This window comes from Actinopolymorpha singaporensis, from assembly GCF_900104745.1.
Lineage (GTDB): Bacteria > Actinomycetota > Actinomycetes > Propionibacteriales > Actinopolymorphaceae > Actinopolymorpha > Actinopolymorpha singaporensis.
The window spans coordinates 2,718,123-2,734,546 of sequence record NZ_LT629732.1; the positions used below are offsets into that span (position 1 = coordinate 2,718,123).

18 protein-coding genes are annotated in these 16,424 nt (G+C 69.2%); 11 read left to right on the forward strand and 7 right to left on the reverse strand.

The genetic code is table 11. From position 1 onward, the window contains the following. The first annotated feature begins 46 nt into the window (after window positions 1–46). Complete coding sequence (locus BLU27_RS12360) at window positions 47–1,474, forward strand: lactate racemase domain-containing protein (RefSeq protein ID WP_092653430.1); 1,428 nt, start codon at window positions 47–49, stop codon at window positions 1,472–1,474. A gap of 31 nt (window positions 1,475–1,505) precedes the next feature. Here BLU27_RS12360 and BLU27_RS12365 read toward each other — a convergent pair whose 3' ends face one another. From BLU27_RS12365 to BLU27_RS12375, 3 genes are all read right to left on the reverse strand, one after another. Then, the gene (locus tag BLU27_RS12365; protein ID WP_092653433.1) at window positions 1,506–2,861 is read right to left on the reverse strand and encodes a sulfatase family protein; all 1,356 of its coding nucleotides are present in this window, start codon (window positions 2,859–2,861) and stop codon (window positions 1,506–1,508) included. Between the two features lie 94 nt (window positions 2,862–2,955). Then, window positions 2,956–4,431, reverse strand: coding sequence for an alpha-L-fucosidase (locus BLU27_RS12370; protein ID WP_092653435.1), 1,476 nt, complete (start codon window positions 4,429–4,431; stop codon window positions 2,956–2,958). 72 nt (window positions 4,432–4,503) lie between these two features. After that, window positions 4,504–5,205 (reverse strand): FadR/GntR family transcriptional regulator, encoded by a 702-nt coding sequence (locus BLU27_RS12375; RefSeq protein ID WP_197681809.1) that lies wholly within the window; start codon window positions 5,203–5,205, stop codon window positions 4,504–4,506. Window positions 5,206–5,327: 122 nt separating this feature from the next. Here BLU27_RS12375 and BLU27_RS12380 point away from each other — a divergent pair, with 122 nt between their 5' ends. Then, entirely contained in the window at window positions 5,328–5,897 is a 570-nt protein-coding gene (locus BLU27_RS12380; RefSeq protein WP_092653439.1) for a P-loop nucleotide/nucleoside kinase family protein, read from the forward strand. Here the strand turns inward: BLU27_RS12380 and BLU27_RS12385 are convergent. Beyond that, window positions 5,852–6,271, reverse strand: coding sequence for a cupin domain-containing protein (locus BLU27_RS12385; RefSeq protein ID WP_197681810.1), 420 nt, complete (start codon window positions 6,269–6,271; stop codon window positions 5,852–5,854). The genes BLU27_RS12380 and BLU27_RS12385 overlap by 46 nt on opposite strands. 187 nt (window positions 6,272–6,458) lie before the next feature. Between BLU27_RS12385 and BLU27_RS12390 the strand changes: the two genes are divergently transcribed. Next, the gene (locus BLU27_RS12390; protein ID WP_197681811.1) at window positions 6,459–7,205 is read left to right on the forward strand and encodes a GlxA family transcriptional regulator; all 747 of its coding nucleotides are present in this window, start codon (window positions 6,459–6,461) and stop codon (window positions 7,203–7,205) included. Here the strand turns inward: BLU27_RS12390 and BLU27_RS12395 are convergent. Both BLU27_RS12395 and BLU27_RS12400 read right to left on the reverse strand, forming a co-directional pair. Then, the gene (locus BLU27_RS12395; protein WP_092653441.1) at window positions 7,145–7,528 is read right to left on the reverse strand and encodes a VOC family protein; all 384 of its coding nucleotides are present in this window, start codon (window positions 7,526–7,528) and stop codon (window positions 7,145–7,147) included. The two genes, BLU27_RS12390 and BLU27_RS12395, sit on opposite strands and share 61 nt — an antisense overlap. 109 nt (window positions 7,529–7,637) lie before the next feature. Then, complete coding sequence (locus BLU27_RS12400; protein WP_092653443.1) at window positions 7,638–8,147, reverse strand: DinB family protein; 510 nt, start codon at window positions 8,145–8,147, stop codon at window positions 7,638–7,640. Between the two features lie 148 nt (window positions 8,148–8,295). Here BLU27_RS12400 and BLU27_RS12405 point away from each other — a divergent pair, with 148 nt between their 5' ends. From BLU27_RS12405 to BLU27_RS12425, 5 genes are all read left to right on the forward strand, one after another. After that, complete coding sequence (locus BLU27_RS12405; protein ID WP_092653445.1) at window positions 8,296–9,246, forward strand: hypothetical protein; 951 nt, start codon at window positions 8,296–8,298, stop codon at window positions 9,244–9,246. Further along, entirely contained in the window at window positions 9,243–9,629 is a 387-nt protein-coding gene (locus BLU27_RS12410; protein ID WP_092653447.1) for a GntR family transcriptional regulator, read from the forward strand. Before BLU27_RS12405 ends, BLU27_RS12410 begins: the two co-directional genes overlap by 4 nt. A gap of 59 nt (window positions 9,630–9,688) precedes the next feature. After that, window positions 9,689–10,552, forward strand: coding sequence for a class I SAM-dependent methyltransferase (locus tag BLU27_RS12415; protein ID WP_092657602.1), 864 nt, complete (start codon window positions 9,689–9,691; stop codon window positions 10,550–10,552). Continuing rightward, window positions 10,549–10,995 (forward strand): GNAT family N-acetyltransferase, encoded by a 447-nt coding sequence (locus BLU27_RS12420; protein WP_092653449.1) that lies wholly within the window; start codon window positions 10,549–10,551, stop codon window positions 10,993–10,995. Before BLU27_RS12415 ends, BLU27_RS12420 begins: the two co-directional genes overlap by 4 nt. A gap of 127 nt (window positions 10,996–11,122) precedes the next feature. Beyond that, window positions 11,123–12,097, forward strand: a complete 975-nt coding sequence (locus tag BLU27_RS12425; RefSeq protein WP_092653451.1) for a phosphotransferase family protein — start codon at window positions 11,123–11,125, stop codon at window positions 12,095–12,097. A 349-nt stretch (window positions 12,098–12,446) separates the two neighbouring features. Here BLU27_RS12425 and BLU27_RS12435 read toward each other — a convergent pair whose 3' ends face one another. Beyond that, the gene (locus BLU27_RS12435) at window positions 12,447–12,782 is read right to left on the reverse strand and encodes a hypothetical protein (protein WP_092653453.1); all 336 of its coding nucleotides are present in this window, start codon (window positions 12,780–12,782) and stop codon (window positions 12,447–12,449) included. Between the two features lie 272 nt (window positions 12,783–13,054). On the opposite strand from BLU27_RS12435, the gene BLU27_RS12440 reads away from it, so the two are divergent. From BLU27_RS12440 to BLU27_RS31230, 3 genes are all read left to right on the forward strand, one after another. Further along, window positions 13,055–15,046, forward strand: coding sequence for an ABC transporter substrate-binding protein (locus tag BLU27_RS12440; protein WP_092653455.1), 1,992 nt, complete (start codon window positions 13,055–13,057; stop codon window positions 15,044–15,046). 44 nt (window positions 15,047–15,090) lie between these two features. Then, window positions 15,091–16,224: an alpha/beta hydrolase family protein gene (locus BLU27_RS12445; RefSeq protein WP_092653457.1), complete on the forward strand. Its 1,134-nt coding sequence runs from the start codon at window positions 15,091–15,093 to the stop codon at window positions 16,222–16,224. 86 nt (window positions 16,225–16,310) lie between these two features. Next, window positions 16,311–16,397 carry a putative leader peptide gene (locus tag BLU27_RS31230; RefSeq protein ID WP_422386101.1) on the forward strand — a complete coding sequence of 29 codons (87 nt, stop codon included), beginning with the start codon at window positions 16,311–16,313 and terminating at the stop codon, window positions 16,395–16,397. Window positions 16,398–16,424: the final 27 nt, after the last annotated feature.

Consider the following 16,424-nt stretch of genomic DNA (forward strand, 5'->3'; position numbering starts at 1 on the left):
CGAACCGGCCCACTATGGTGCACGAAGTCCCGGCGAGGAGGATCAGATGCAGCGCGTACGTCTGGAGTACGGCGACAGCCACCTCGACGTCGAGCTGCCCGACCACGCCACCGTGGTCCGGTCCGGTGGTGCGGCCCACGAGCCGGCGGGCCTGGCGGACCCGGTCGCCGCGACCCGCGAGGCGGTCCGAAACCCGCTGGGCACCGAGCCCCTGACCGCGCTGGTCGGACCCGGCTCACGGGTGACCATCGCCTTCCCCGACCGGGTGAAGGGCGGCGCGCACGCCACGGCCCACCGCAGGGTGGCGATCCCGGTGGTGGTCGAGGAGCTCGAACGCGCGGGCGTACGACGTCAGGACATCACCCTGGTGTGCGCGACCGGCCTGCACCGCAAGAACACCCGGGAGGAGTTCGCGGCCTACCTCGGTCAGGACGTGCTCGATCTCTTCGAACCCGGCCAGATCGTCAACCACGACGCGGAGGACCCCGACGGCATCGTCGCTCTCGAAGCCTCCGCGCTCGGCGACGTGGTCGAGGTCAACCGCCGCGTCGTCGACTCCGACCTGACCGTGCTGATCAGCCACGCCGCCGGCAACCCCTACGGCGGATTCTCCGGTGGCTACAAGATGCCCGCCACCGGGCTGACCACCTGGCGGTCCATCCGCTGCCACCACACGCCGGCCAGCCTGCACCGCGACGACTTCGTTCCGATTTCACCGCACAGCCACTTCCGGCACCAGCTCGCCGCGATCGGCGCGCGGATCGAGGAGGCGATGCCGCGGCCGTTCTTCACCGTCGACGCCGTGCTGAACGCCCGGTCCGAACAGGTCGCGGTGCTCGCGGGCAGCATCCCGGCCGTGGAGGAGGCGTCCTGGCCGCCCGCCACCCGCCGGACCGAGCTGACCCTGCCCGGCGGGCCCGCCGACGTACTCGTCCTCGGGATGCCGCGCAGCTTCCACTACGGCAACGGCATGGGCTCCAACCCGGTCCTGATGATGCAGGCGACAGGCGCGTCCATCGCCCGTGCCAAGGCAGCCTTGACACCGCACCCGGTGGTGATCGCCGCGTCCGTGTGTGACGGGTGGTTCAACGACGCGGAGTTCCCTTCGTACGAACGAACCTACGAGCTTCTGCAGACCGTGCACCGTCCCGCCGACCTGGCGAAGTACGAGGACGAGCTGTGCACCGACGAGGGCTACCTCGACCGCTACCGCAACGCGTACGGCTACCACCCGTTCCACGCGTTCTCCATGGCCTACATGGGCGGGCTCGCCCGTGAGTACGCGCGTGCCGTCTACGTCGCGGGTGCGGTCAGCCCCGGCCACGCGCGGGGTATGGGAGCGATTCCAGTACCCACCGTCGAGGAGGCGCTGGCCGAGGCGCGCCGGCATGTCGGAGCCGACCCCCGCGTGCTCGTGGTGCCGAGTTTGTCCAAGCCCGCTTACCACCTGCGCAGCGAGCGGCCGACCGGCTGATCCGCCGCCCGCGGCGCGGGAAGGAAGCCGGTCACGCCCGCAGGAGGGCGTTCATCGTCTTCGTGTGCAGCGGGGAGGTCACCGCGCCGTCGACCAACGGGTCCTTGGTCTGCACCATCCACTCCGCCAGCTTCGCCGACAGCTCGGCGACGACGCCGGCCTGCTCCGGCTCGTCCACCAGGTTGGTGAGCTCTGCCGGGTCCGCCTCCAGGTCGTACAGCTCGAGCGACGGGTGGTACGACGCCAGGCCCTCGGTCTGCACCTTCGGCCGACAGCGCCTCATCCAGCCCTGGCTGGGATCCATGAACGCCGGCGCGGAGCTGAAGTTGGCGATCAGCTTGTGGCGTTCGGTCCGGACGCAACGGCGAGGGTCGTAGTAGTCGTGGTAGGTCATCTCGCCGAAGATCTCCTGCCGTCGTGGGTGCTCCTCGCCGTTCAGCAGCGGAAGGAAACTACGGCCGTGCACGTTGTCGCCGGCCGCGCCACCGGTGGCCGCCAGCAGCGTCGGAAGCAGGTCCACGTGGGACACCAGGGCGTCGTGCACCTGCCCGCCGGTCCAGCCGCCGTCGGGGTATCGGATGATCAGCGCGACCTCCAGCCCAGGGTCGTACAACGAGCACTTGGCCCGGGGAAGCGCGAGGCCGTGGTCGGTGGTGAAGACGATGATCGTGTTGTCGGACGCGCCCAGCCGCTCCAGCTCGGCCAGCACCCGGCCGGCGGCGGCGTCCATGTGCCGCACGGCTCCCTGCAGTTCCGCGAGCTCGGTGCGCGCCGACGGGGTGTCCAGGAGGTACGGCGGGATCGCCACGCCCAGGCTGTCGTCCGGCTCCAGGTGGTTGCCCAGGAAGCCCATCACCCCGGGCTCGTCGCGGTCACCGGCCATGCGGTGCGGCTCGAGGAACCCGACCTGCAGGTAGAAGGGCCGGTCACCCTCGACGAGCTGCCCCAGCTGGTCGACCGCGGCCAGTGAGACCGGCTCCGCCCGGTTGGCGGTCGTGTCCACGTGGTCGAAGCCGAGCCGGGCGGCGAGTTCCTCGTCGGCGCGTGCCCGCGACTCGTGCTGCACGCCGAGCAGCACGCTGCGATAGCCCTGGTCGCGCAACAGGCCACCCAGGTGGCGTTCGGCGGGGTGCAGGTCCCAGGCGAAGTCCTGGTGCGTCAGCCCCAGAACGCCGTTGACGTGCGGGTAGCGGCCGGTGAACAGCGAGGCCCGCGACGGACTGCACTGCGGTGCCGTGGTGAACGCCCGGTCGAAGCGCACACCGTCGGCCGCCAGCGCGTCCAGATGCGGGGTGGCGACGGTCTGGTTGCCGTAGCAGCCGAGAAACCGTCCGAGGTCGTGACAGTGCATCACGACGACGTTGGGCCGGGTGGGGTCCTGGGGCATCGAAGTTCTCCTTCGCCGGAAACGCGCTCGAGTGGCTTCGACGCCCCAGTCTGCCCGGGTGCGTTCGAGGTCGGCCTACTGGCCTACGTGGGGCCTACTCGGCCAGGTGGTCGAACTCGATGGCGAGGCAGTTCACCTCGTCCACCGGCCGGCGTTCGGGGAGTTGGGCGACGAGCACGCCGCCGGCCTGCTCGAACGGCACCTGCCCGCCGCCGAGCAGCCGCACCGAGCGGGCCCGGTCGTCCGGGCGCAGGCTGTGGATCACCGTACGACCGTCCTCCGGCCACCGCATCTGGAACGCGTAGAGCGTGTCGCACTTGCGGGTGAAGCGGAGATCGGCGCTCGTCCACTCCACCGCGTCCTCGCGGAAGCCCTCGATCCTGACCGCGCTGCCGCCCTCACCAGACACCCGAAACGGTCGGGTGCCGTAGATGCCCTCGCCGCACACGTCGATCCAGCGGCCCATGGACGTGAGGATGTGGGTGCACTCGTCGTCGAGCGTGCCGTCGGGCCGCTGCGGGATGTTCAGCAGCAGGTTGCCGTTCTTCGACACGATGTCGACCAGCAACTCGACCACGTGGCCGGCGGTCTTGTAGACGTCGCGGACGTTGTAGAACCAGTCGCCCACCGAGGTGTCGGTCTGCCAGGGCTCGGGTTTGATGTCGGGTTCCTGGCTGCGTTCGATGTCCATGACGCCGACGGAGTAGAGCTCCTGGCGGCGGTCCTTCTGGTTGTAGACCGCCTGGTTGACCCCGCCGTTGCGGGCGGCGCTGGCGTTGTAGAGGTAGGCGATCGCCTGCAGGCCGATGTCGTAGCCGTTCTTCTCACCGAACGGCACCGGGCCGTCGGAGTACAGCAACTCCGGCTGGTAGAGGTCGATGATCTCCTTCATCACCTCCAGCCAGTGCTGGTGCCAGCGCTTGTTGCCGGTGTACCAGTTGGCGATGTCGAGCTTGCCGGGGTGTTCGGGGTCGTAGTGCTCGCGGTTGGGCAGGTAGAGCTCTTGGTACGCCTCGTCGTTGCCGTCGTACGGGATTCCGGCGTACGGGCCGGACCTGTCGGAGCCCTTGTTCGTGTTGGACCAGGAGAAGGCGGCGCCGTGGTGTTCGGTGAGCCCGAACTTCAGGCCCCGCGCGTCCGCTGCGTCCTTCCACAACCGGGTGATGTCCTTCTTCGGGCCCATCTGGACCGAGTTCCAGCGGTGGATCCGCGAGTCGTAGTTGAAGAAGTTGTCGTGGTGGGTGGCCTGGCCGACGAAGTACTTCGCACCCGCCGAGACGTAGAGGTCCATCAGTCCTTCGGGGTCGAAGTTCTCCGCCTTCCACCGCGTCACGATGTCCTTGTAGCCGACCTTGGACGGGTGGCCGTACGTCCGCAGATGGTGGCGGTACTGGTCGTGGCCCTCGATGTACATGTTCCGCGCGTACCAGTCGCCGTACATCGGGACCGACTGGGCGCCCCAGTGCGACCAGATGCCGAGCTTGGCGTCGCGGAACCAGTCCGGGCACTCGAACTGGCGGAGGGAGTCGAAGGTGGCCGCGAAGGGCGCGGCGGGGGTGTCGGTGGACATCGCGGTACGGCGCTCCTGCCTACGGCCGGAAAGATCGGATGTTTCGTAACCGTAACGTCGGCGGGGAGGGTGTCAAGAGGTCTGCGGGCGGTCGACGTCCAGTACCTGACGCAGCCAGAGTTCGGTCGAGCGTACGTGCAGCAGGGCCGCGGCCTGCGCGGACGTACTGTCACGGGCCTGGAGCGCGGCGTAGATGCGCTCGTGTTCGGCCATGGTGCGCTCGGAGGCGTCGGCCTCGAGGATGTCGCGCCATACTCGGGCGCGCAGTGACCGGCTGGACACTCCCCGCACCATCGACGCCAACGTCTCGTTGCCCGACGCCTCGCCCACCAGGTCGTGGAACTCCGCGTCGAAGCGCACGAACTCCTCGTGCCCGTTGGCCCGGCGCATCCGGCCCAGGCTGGCGCCGATCTCCTGCAGATGGTCGGCGGTTGCGCGGTCCGCGGCCAGCGCGGTGACCGCCGGCTCGAGCACGCGCCGGACCTCGATGAGCTCCAGCGCGGAGTCGTCCCGCATCATCTCGACCGCGAAGCCGATGCCGTCAAGGAGAAGTTGCGGCCGCAGACTCGTGACGTACGTGCCGTCACCGCGGCGTACGTCGAGAACCCGGGCGGTCACGAGGGCGCGCACCGCCTCCCGCGCACTGCTGCGGGAGACGCCGAGCCGCTCGGCCAGGGTGGCTTCTGGGGGAAGGCGGGAGCCCGGTCCGAGTTCGCCGCCGATGATGAGTTGGCGAACCTTCTCGATCGCCGCCTCCGTCACCGGAGCTGCCACCGGATCTTCCTTTCGCCCGGGCCCGCGGACGCGGACCTGTCCCCACCCCTTATTTCTCGCATGCGCGCAGGGGCCAACACAAGACTTATCTTTGCGGATCGGCTGCACCAGACTCAGGGGCCATGGACGAGCTTGAGTACGCGGGCACTCCCACCCTGATCGTGATCAGCGGCCCCGCCGGTTTCGGGAAGACGACCCTGGCGCACGCGGTGGCGCGGTCGGTCGGCTGCCCGGCCATCTGCCGGGACGAGATCAAGGAGGGCATGGTGCACGCCCACCCGGAGTTCGACGGGGCCACACCTGGCGATCCACTCACCCGGCGGACGTTCCCGCTGTTCTTCGAGGTTCTCGAACTCCTGCTGAAGGCCGGCGTCACCGTGGTCGCGGAGGCGGCCTTCCAGGACTGGAACTGGAAGCGTGGCCTGGAACCCCTGCAGGGGGTCGCGGACATCCGCATCGTGCAGTGCACGGCCGACGTGGAGGCCGCCCACGCCAGGAACCTTCGCCGCTTCGCCGACACCCCGACCCGGCGCGCACACGCCGACGCCCAGGGGCCGCAGACGCTGGAGGAGGCGACGAAGCACTACGAGTCGTTCGTACGACTGTCCCTGCCGGTGCCGACGATCACCGTCGACACCACCGACGGCTACGACCCGGCACTGGAGGAGGTCGTCGCTTTCGTCGGACGCTGAGCGCCCTGTCGCGCCCTCAGCCCCGGAGAGCGGATTCCCTGGCCCTCGGGACAGAAGAGGAACAGCGTGCAGCCGGTGGTGGTCGCCGGCACGTGCCATGACCCGGCGGGTGCGTGCAGGAACGTTCCGGCGGGGTAGTCGCGCGCCCCGTCGTTGAACGTACCCGCGACCACGTAGACCTCCTCCGGTCCGGGCTCGGGCACGTCCCGGCGCGGCCACGACGTGCCCGGGTCCATCTCCAGGACGTTGGCGTGTGCGCCGGTCGGGCCCTTCCACAGGGGCCGGAGCCGGATTCCGGGGAAGAGTTCGCGAACGGGGGACTCGTCGACGGAGGTGGAGGTGTAGCCCTCCTGATCGAGGATTTCTGCGTGCATGCCTTCGACGCTGCCCGAGCCGGCCAGGACAGGGCAGTGTCTGCAAGGACTCCGTGGGGTACTTTCCTGCCATGCACCGCGTGGTGGCTCTGGTGCGGCCGGTGCAGTCGACGTTCGAGCTCGGTTGCGCGGTCGAGGTCTTCGGCACGGCGCGGCCGGGCGTGCCCCGGCACTACGAGTTCGGGGTATGCACGGAAACGCCGGGGTCGGTGCCCACGTCGGCCGGCTACGCGAGGTGTTCGCGCTCGCCCGCACCGGGTTGCTGGACGGCCGCTCGGCCACGACGCACTGGGCGAACGCCGAGCGGCTGGCGCGGGAGTTCCCGCGGATCGAGGTGAAGCCGGACGTGCTCTACGTCGACCACGGCGACCTCGCCACGAGTGCTGGTGCCGGTGCGGGCGTCGACCTGTGTCTTCATCTCGTACGCCGAGACCACGGTGCCGCGTACGCTTCTCTGCTCGCGCGGCACATGGTGATGCCGCCGCACCGCGAGGGCGGGCAGACGCAGTACGCGCCGCCCGCACCGGCCTCGGACGGACTGGACGGCCTCCTCGAATGGGCCGGTGCACGCCTCGAAACCCCTTTGTCCGTGGACGATCTGGCCGCGTACCTCAGCATCTCGCCTCGCACCCTGGCGCGGCGGTTCGCCGACCGGCTCGGCACCAGCCCGGGTGCGTGGTTGCTGTCCCAGCGGGTGGCCCGGGCACGCATCCTGCTGGAGGAGACCGACCTGCCGGTGGACACGATCGCCACCCGCGTGGGCCTTGCCTCGGCGGTCAACCTGCGCCGCAGGTTTCGGGACCAGGTGGGTACGACCCCCGGCGCCTACCGGCGCGCGTTCCGGGCTCCCGGTGACCTCGCAACCCACCCCGGTCAGGAGCCGGAGCCGGGAGTCAGGAGCTCCATGAGGTGTCCGTCGGGGTCGCGGAAGTAGGTGCCCCTTCGGCCTTCGTAGCGCTTGCTGTGATAGATCCGCCCCTTCTCCTCGCAGGCAGGATCGCCGTAGTAGGTGATCCCACCTTCCTGGATGCGAGCGACGGCGGCGTCGAACTCCTCCTCGCTGACCATGAACGCGTAGTGGTGCGGCTCGATGGCGTCATGGTGGTCGTAGTCCAGGGTGACGTGGTTGGCCAGCGTGACAGGTGTGAAGTGGGCCACCGGCGGGTCCACCGTGAGGCCGAGGATGTCGGCCAGGAACTTCGCCGAGGTTTGCGGATCGCGGGAGGGGACGATGGTGTGGTTCAGCTCGACCGGCATGAGTGCAGCCTGACAACTGCGTGCCCGGCCACGCGTCATCCTGCCGGAGACAGTTGCCGTACGCCTCCTGCCGTATGCCCGCCTGAGTGTGGTCGGGGCCGGCCGGCGGTCAGTCGCCGGTCGTCCCGTCGACGATCTCGCGGATGATGTCGATGTGCCCGTTGTGGCGGGCGTTCTCCTCGACCAGGTGGTGCAGGATCCAACGCAGGTTGATCTCCCGCCCGTCGCGCAGCGGGTGGGCGGCCACCATGTCGAGGTCCCACCCGGCGATCTGCGTGTCGTGCTCGCGGGCAAGCTGTTCGTAGTCGGCGATCACCTCGGCCAGCGGCATGGTGAGGCGATAGTGGAACTCCCGGTCGGGGTCCTCCTCGGTCCAGGGGCCTTCGTCCTCGTGTCCGAGCAGTCGCACCTGGATCCAGGAGTACTCCACCCAGCGCAGGTGACTGATCAGCCCGGAGACCGTCATCATCGGCGAGGTCGGCAGCGGCGCCCTGGCCGCGTCGGCATCGGAGAGGCCTTCGCACTTCGCGATCGCCGTCTTGCGGGTGTAGTCGAGCATGGTCAGCAGCGTGGAACGCTCGTCGAAGGTTGCGGGTACGTCGGTGCGGTCTGTCGTCATGTGCTGATCCTGCCCGGTGCCGCCGCCGACCGGCGAACCGGTTTCACGCCGGACGGCGGCTGGAGACTTGTATCAACTGATTGACACAAGCGTCCTCGTTGGGTCTATGCTCCGCTTGTATCAAGTCGCTGACACAAGGAGCGCTGTCGTGTCCGGTGGTTTCGCGTTGGCTCTTCCGCTGGTGGCGTTGGTCGCCTGCCTTGCCGTGGTCCTGTGGGCTGTGCCGCGCCGCCGCGCGCTGGTCGCCGTCGACGAGGCCGCGCACCCGGGGCTCGCGCGACTTCGCCGCTCCACGTTGCTTGGACGCGGTGTGGCGATGGTGGCCGGGGTGATCGCCGCGGTGGCGACCGCCTCGACGGGCGGGCTGGGCCGCGGGTTCGCGCTCGCCCCGGCCGTGTTCGCCGCAGTACAGATCGTGGGCGTACTCGCCGCTGATCTCCTCGCCCGCGACGACGCCCGCACGCAAGGTACGGCAGGACTGGAGGTCCGGCGGGTGCGCGACTTCTCGCCTCCGCGGCTGGTGCGGTTCATCGTCGCGACGGGCGCGGTGCTGGCGCTGTTCCTCGCCTGGGCAGGGGTCGTGGCGGTGCCCGACGATCTCGGGCGGGCGGGACGGGCCCTCACCTACTCCTGCACTGTGGGCTGCGACCACAGGACGCTGAGTCCCTGGCCGGGTTCGTACTACTCGGTTCCGATGGTTGCCGCCTTGCTGCTCGTCCTCGTGCTCGCCGGCACCGCCGTCGGGGCGACGGTACGACGGCCGCGCAACGGTGCGGCACCGGAGATCGTCGCGGTCGACGACGTGGTCCGCCGGCGTTCGGTGGAGTCCGTGCTCGCCGCGGTGGGCGTCGCGTTCACCGGCAGCCTCGCGGGTACGGCACTGCTGGTCGGTGGCCGGCTGGCGGGTCTGGGAGCGAACCACGGACCGGCCGCCCTGCAGGTCGTGGGCTGGAGCACGCTCCTGGCGGGCCTGGCAGCGCTGGTGTGGCTCGTGTGGTGCCTGGTCGCGCTCCTGCTTCCCGGCGCGAGCGCCAAGCCGGCTCCGCGTTCCCTCCTTGCCTCGCCTCTCACCAGTGGGCGGGAGCGGGCGCGGGGATGACCGTCGGGCTGCGTGTCGATGGGAACGATCCCACACCTCCGTACGAGCAGCTACGCCGTCAGCTGGCCAACCTGATCGAGACCGGCGCGCTCACCGACGGAACCCGCCTGCCACCGGTGCGCCAGCTCGCCGCGGACCTGGGGCTGGCGACCGGCACGGTCGCTCGCACATACCGCGAACTGGAGACGGCAGGGCTGGTTCGATCACGTCGGGCAGCAGGTACGACCGTCACCGCCGCGCGGCCGGGGCTGTCGAGTGCCGACCAGCGGGCCCGGCTCGAGGATCTGGTGGCGACGGCTGTTGCCCGGGCCCGCCACCTCGGGGCGAGTGATGCCGAGATCCGCGCAGCGACCGAGTCCGCGCTCCGCCGGCCATCGGGCTGAAGCGGGCGGCCGGCCGCAAACTGATCGACCGTGGACCTCAGCCCACCTAGGGTGTGCGCGTGCCCCACTACACACACGTACTCGGATGGCTGGTGGGCCTGGAAGGCGTCGCTCTCCTTCGAGCGCAGGCCGGCGACCCTCTGGGCTCGAGCCGTGAGTTCGTGCAGGCTCGCCTTGACGAGGTTCGCGCGATGCTCGCGGATCCCGACCTGTCTGCACGGCCCGGTGGGATGGTCGGTGACATCGGCACGCGCGACGGCTACGCCCAATGGGTCCATTCCTACGACGACCCCGGCAACCCGCTGATCGCGGCCGAGGAACCGGTGGTGCGTCCTTTGCTGGACGCGCTGAAGCTCGGCCGGGTGCTGGACGCCGCATGCGGGACCGGTCGGCACTCGCACTACCTTGCTGAGCTGGGACACGAGGTTGTCGGCGTCGACTCCTCGCCGGAGATGCTCGCCCGTGCCCGGGCCAAGGTCCCTGCCGGTGAGTTCAGGGAAGCTGCGCTTGACGAACTGCCCTTTCCTGACGGGAGTTTCGACTCCCTTGTATGCACCTTGGCGCTGACGTACCAACCGCGGCTGGAGCCGACGTTGGCGGAGTTCGCGCGCGTGCTGCGGCCCGGTGGTCAGATGATCCTCTCCGACATCCACTGGCTGTCGCTCTACCTCGGCGGCGTCTCGTCGATCGACGGTCCGGATGGGAGACTCGCGATGCCCGCCAGCCGTTTTCTGCCGTCGGACTACCTCCGTGTCGCGATCGCCTCGGGGTTCACGGTCCGCGCCTGTCACGAACCCAGGTGGGGAGACGTCCCCGGCGGTCACGGTGGTTCGGACGCACAGCGTTACTGCCCGGAAGCGGTACGCGTGGCGTGCCGGGACACTCCAGCGCTGATCGTGTGGCACCTGGAGCGGGCAGCGTGAACGCGAGCCCGCAGGAGCCCCGCTTCGTCGAGTTTGCCGACGACGCACTGCCGGCCGAACTGCGGTGGCAGGTGCTGTCCTTCCTGCGGATCGTGTGGCCGGAAGGCTTCACCGGCGACCTTCGGTACCGCGACTGGATCACCCGTGCCGAGTACCAGCCGTACCACCTTCTCTACGTCGCGGACAGCCTGGTGGTCAGTCACCTGGAGATCGTCGATCACGAGGTCGGGTGCGATGGAGTGACCTACCAGGCCCAGGCTCTGACGAGCGTGCTCACGTTCCCGCCGTTTCGGCGTGAAGGCTGGGCGAGCAGACTCGTGGCGACCGCATGCCGACGAATCGAGGCCGGCGATGGCGATCTCGGACTCATCTGTTGCTCACCCGAGAAGGTCGGCTTCTACGCCGCGCCTCCGGCTGGGCGCCGATTCCGGGTGTCCAGGTGATGGTGGGTGACGGGGAGAACGCCTGGCCGACCGGGCAGTCGGCGCTCGCCACATTCCTGACGGACAAGGGACAGCGTGGCCGCAACGCCCTCAGTGGGTCCCCGTTCCGGCTCCGGGACGAGGTGTGATGCGTAAGCCGGATGTGGACCCTGGCGCGCTGAACGCCTTGCTGGGCGAGATCTTCGGGTCGCAGCAGGAGTTCACCTGCCGACGCACACCCACCGGATCCTCCACCCAGGTCTACCGGGTCGACCGGGGTGCCGAGACCTTCTACGTTCGGATCGCGGAGGAGGAGCAAGCCAGCCTTGCTCCGGAGGCCGAACTACACCGTGCGCTTCACTCGGCCGGGGTGCGAGTACCCGCGGTGGTCCACTACGAGCCGTTCGACGAGACGCTGACTCGCTCGGTGATGGTGACCAGGGAGGTGCCCGGCGCACCGTTGAGTGCCTCCGGCCCGGCTCGGGCGGTAGCCGACATCGGTCGTTCGGCCGGACGCGACCTGGCGCGGATCCACGACGTACCGGTGCGTGGTTTCGGCTGGGTCTGCCGCGAGCACGACCGGGCCGGCTGGCCGCTTCGCGCGGAGCATCGTACGTACGCCGAGTACGTCGACCCCTCGGCTGCCGCCGGCCCACTTTCCGGGGTTTGTTTCTCCACCGACCAGGTTCGCACCGTCGAACGCCTGTTACAGGAGGCCGTCGAGGTCGGGCCCGCCGCAGAGATCGGGTCGGTGGCACATGGTGACTTCGATGCCGGTCACATCTTCGAGAAGAACGGCGCATACACGGGACTGATCGACTTCGGTGAGATCCGGGGGACCGACTACACGTTCGACTTCGCGACGCTTTGCCTGAACGCTGAGGAGAACCCGCCGGTTGCCCAGTTGCTGGGACACGTGGAGGACGGATACGCCGAGGTGCGTGCGCTCCCGGACGACCACCGGCGTCGGCTCTACCTGGCGTGTGTCCTCAGCGCCACCCATCGCCTGTCCACCTGGTACGAACGTGACGGCGAGCGAGCGTTCGACGGGTGGTTCTTCCGATGGATCAGGGACTGCCTGGTCGCCATGCTCGACTCTGGGCGGGTGCCAACGATCGATTGACGCGCGAATCCCGCTGCTGCCGTCGGCTATGCCGGCGTCGGGGCGCGCAGAGCCTGGCGGAGCCGGCCGAACACCGGTGCGAGGCTGTCCGGGGCGGGCCATCCGTTGATGCACGCGAGCAGCTTGGAAGTACCGCTCGCGTCGAGGAGCGAAGTTCCAGGCGCGCCAGGGCATCGGTGTCGTAACGGCGGTAGCCGCTGGGCTGCGTTCGGTCGGCGGCACGGTCCCGCGATCGGAGTAGAAGCGGATGGTCTTGACCGTGAGCCCGGTCAGCCGCGCCAGTTCCCCGGATCGTGTAGAGCCTGCCGTCGTTCATGCGCCCACCCTCAAGCGTCCCTTTGGTGGAGGGTCAAGCGCTCCGGCGCCGCTTCCGCGTGGGTGGGCGGTGGAAGAGCAGCAGATCCCGGACGTACGACGGAACGGCGCGCCACGGGAGGTCGTACTCGTCCCCGGAGTCGGCGAGGACGAGGGTGCTCTCGTCCCGCACGGCACACATGACGGCGACCCCGCTACCGGTGGCGAGCTCGACCAGGACGTCGGCCCGGTCCGGAAAAGCCGGTGCCGGGCGTACGACGATCTGGTACGTCACTCCTGCGAGCCCGAGCCGCCGGGAGATCTCCGCCGTCAACCGGTCGATCCGCCTGGCCAGGCGACGTCGGTCCGCGCGCTCGTGACTCTCGGTCATCGGTGGGCCTCCGCCGCGAGACGTGGACAGGGCGTGGCCAGGAACACCCCTGCCACGAAGGTCCGACCCTATCCTGCGGAAGACCCCAGGCGCCGACTCGCTTCGCGGACGTCGCGAAGGTGGCTGGCTGCCCGTAGACGTCCGCGCCGTTCACGTCCGGGTCGGGCCACCTCTCAACTTATGGTCTTGACCGATATGCCGGTCCGGCCGACACTGATCATCGGTTTCGCCTGGGGACCCCCGCCAGCGACGGGCGAAGGAGTCGATCGGACATGACAACGGCACGCGCGGGCAGACCCGAACGCAGGAGCCTTCTGAAGTGGGGCGGTGGCACCCTCCTGGGAAGCTGGCTGCTGTCCGGGTGTGACCTGCTGTCGACAGACCCGTCGGACAAGAAGCGAAGCGGCCCGAAGGGCGCGGCTTCGGGCAGTGACGTCAAGGAGGCGCCGGCGCTGGCCGCCCAGGTCCAGCAGGGGAAGCTGCCTCCGCTCGCCCAGCGGCTTCCGAAGAAGCCGGCGGTCGTCAAGCCGCTGGAACAGCTCGGCAACTACGGCGGCACGATCCGGATGGCCACCACCGTTCAGTCCGGTGCGCACTTCCTCATCATCGCGCGGGAGGGCCTGGTGGAGTGGGCTCCCGGCTCGACGGACGTCGTGCCCGGCCTGGCGGAGTCGTGGGACATCGGCGAGGGCGGCAAGGTCTACACGTTCCACCTCCGCGAGGGCGCGAAGTGGTCCGACGGCCATCCCTTCACCGCCGACGACCTCGTCTTCTTCTACGAGTCGATCCTCTCCAACAAGGAGCTCACGCCCGTCTTCCCGACGTGGCTCATCATCAACGGCAAGCCAGGCGTGATTTCCAAGGTCGACGACCACACCGTGCGGTTCTCCTTCGACGGTCCACACGGACTTCTCCTACGCCAGATGGCGTTCCGCGGCGCCTTCCAGGGAAGTCTGCTGACGCCGAAGCACTACCTCAGCCAGTTCCACGTCGACCACGCACCGAAAGCCGAGCTTGACAAGAAGGTGAAGGCGGCCGGACTGAAGTCGTGGGTGGACCTGTTTGCGGCGAAGGCCTCGGCCGGCGACAACCCTGACCGGCCGGCGATGGGCCCGTGGAAGCTGACCCACCAGATCACCGCCAGCGATCCCCGTTTCGTCGCCGAACGCAACCCGTACTACTGGAAGGTCGACACCAGGGGCCGCCAGCTCCCGTACGTCGACACCATCACCCAGGCGAAGCTGAGCCCGGAGACCATTGCGCTGCAGGCGATCGGCGGCGATTTGGACATCCAGTTCGAGACGCTCAACGTCCGCGACCTGCCGGTGCTCGCAGACTCCGCGAAGAAGAACGGCTTCCGGCTCCTGCGCTGGGCGAGCGACGCTCCGTGGATCGCGATGTACATGAACCAGAGCGACAAGGACCCGGTGCTGCGCGGGTTGATGCAGAGCCTCGACTTCCGCGCCGGGTTGTCCCACGCTCTCAACCGCGAGGAGATGAACAAGATCCTCTACGCGGGCGCGGGCGGAACGCGTCAGCCATGTGCGGTGCCGCAGGACGACTACTACATCAAGGGCTCCGGCAACCGGTTCACCACGTACGACGTCGCCAAGGCCAACGCGTACCTGGACAAGGCGGGATTGGACAAGCAGGACGGCAAGGGTTTCCGGTTGCGGCCCGACGGCAAGCCGCTGGAGCTTTCCATCACCACGTTCACCTTCGAGTACGGCGGGACGGCCGACGCCTCCGACGCGTACGAGATCGTCAAGGCGAACTGGCAGAAGGTCGGGGTGCGGACCAACTTCCAGAGCGTCAACGGACCGCTGTGGTCCGAACGCGCGACCAGCAACCTGCTCGACATTCCCGGCTACACCGTGGCGGGACTGCTGTGGGACGTGGACCCGGTCTGGTACGTACCGACGTCGAGAGCCTCCTACTGGGCGCCCGCGTACGGCGAGTGGTACGAGACCGGAGGCAAGAGTGGGATGGAGCCACCGCCGCAGTACCGCCGCCTGCAACAGCTCTACGACCGGATGGCGAGCGAGGTCGACGAACAGGCGCGGCTCGCGATCGGCCGGCAGATTCTCGAGGCGCACGACGAGAACGTCTGGATGATCGGCACGGTCACCGCGCCGTTCGCCCCGGTCGTGGTCAGTGCCGACCTGATGAACGTGCTGAGCGACGCGGTGCTGAGCTACCGGCTGCAGTTCATGGCGACCAGTGCAATGGAGCAGATGGCGTACAAGAACCCCGACGACCACTGACGAACACCCGCGATCAACATCAGGCATCGAAAGGGCAGCGCCCGATGTCGTACCTCTGGTACTGGCCGGACGGAGGATGGGACTTCGCGGCCTGGAAGGCACGCCAGACGTGGGAGCCGGTGGTCAGCGAGCAGTCGGGTTCGGCCGAACCGCTGCCGCTGCTGGCCGGCCGCTCGCCCGAGGAGCGGCTCGCCGGCTGGGAGCAGGCGCGCGCGGGCTGGCAGTCCGTGTCCGCCGAGATCCTCGGCTCGGTGACCGACGAGCCGCCCGCAACGATGTCATGGGAGTACCTCGGGGACGAGTTCGTGGTCTCACCGCCCGCGCCGGGCCATCCGTACGCGATGCGCAGGCTGCGCTACCTGCTGACCCGCGAGGAGTGGGGTTACGCCTGGCTGCTGACGCCGACGGATGCCACCGAGCCCCGTCCCGCCGTCATCGCCCTGCACCAGACCACCGCGTCCGGCAAGGCGGAGGTGGTCGGGCTGGAGACCACCGGCAACACCAGCCACGTGCGGTACGCCGCCGAGCTCGCCGCACGAGGGTTCGTCGTGCTGGCACCGGACGCGATCGCGTTCGGGGAGCGCCAGGCCGGCCACGCCAACGCGCGCTACCGGTCGGCCGAGGAATTCTTCGCCGCCCACCCCGACGGGTCGGTGATGGCGAAGATGTCCTTCGACGTGTCCCGGGCCGTCGACCTGCTCGAGGTGGTTCCGCAGGTGGACGGGCGCAGGATCGGCTGCATCGGCCACTCCCACGGGGCGTACGGCACGGTGTTCGCCATGCTGGGCGAGCCGCGGATAGCGGCCGGCGTCGCCAGCTGCGGACTGAATCTCCTACGGCAGGACCCGTCGCCGCACCGCTGGTGGCTCCAGACCGCGCTGATCCCTCGCCTCGGCCTCTACGCCCCGGCGGTCCAGCAGACGCCGCTGGACTTCCACCACTGGCTGGCGCTGGTGGCGCCCAGGCCGCTGATGGTCGTGGCCGGCACGCGGGACGCGATCTTCCCCGACGTGGGCGAGGCGCGCTGGCTGGACCAGGTACGCGAGGTGTACGGGGCGTACGGAGCCGAACAGTCGTTCGTTCGGTGGGTTTTCGACGGTCCACACACGTTCCCGCCCGCCGCCCGGCACCAGGCGTACGGCATGCTCACCGAGGCACTCCGACTGAGCGAAACCTGACGTGCCGAGCTGGCGAATGGCCGGAGTCGGACATTCGGGCGACGAATCCGGAATAGGACGCCGGCTCACCGGTGTTCGAGCAGCCGATGACCGGACGGTACTTCTGGCGGCGCCTGCACGTCGATCTGCGACGGCAGGCCAGCTGTGCGTGTCGGCGCTGCCCAGCGCTGTAGTACCCGCCATCCCGCCATCTCTTCCCG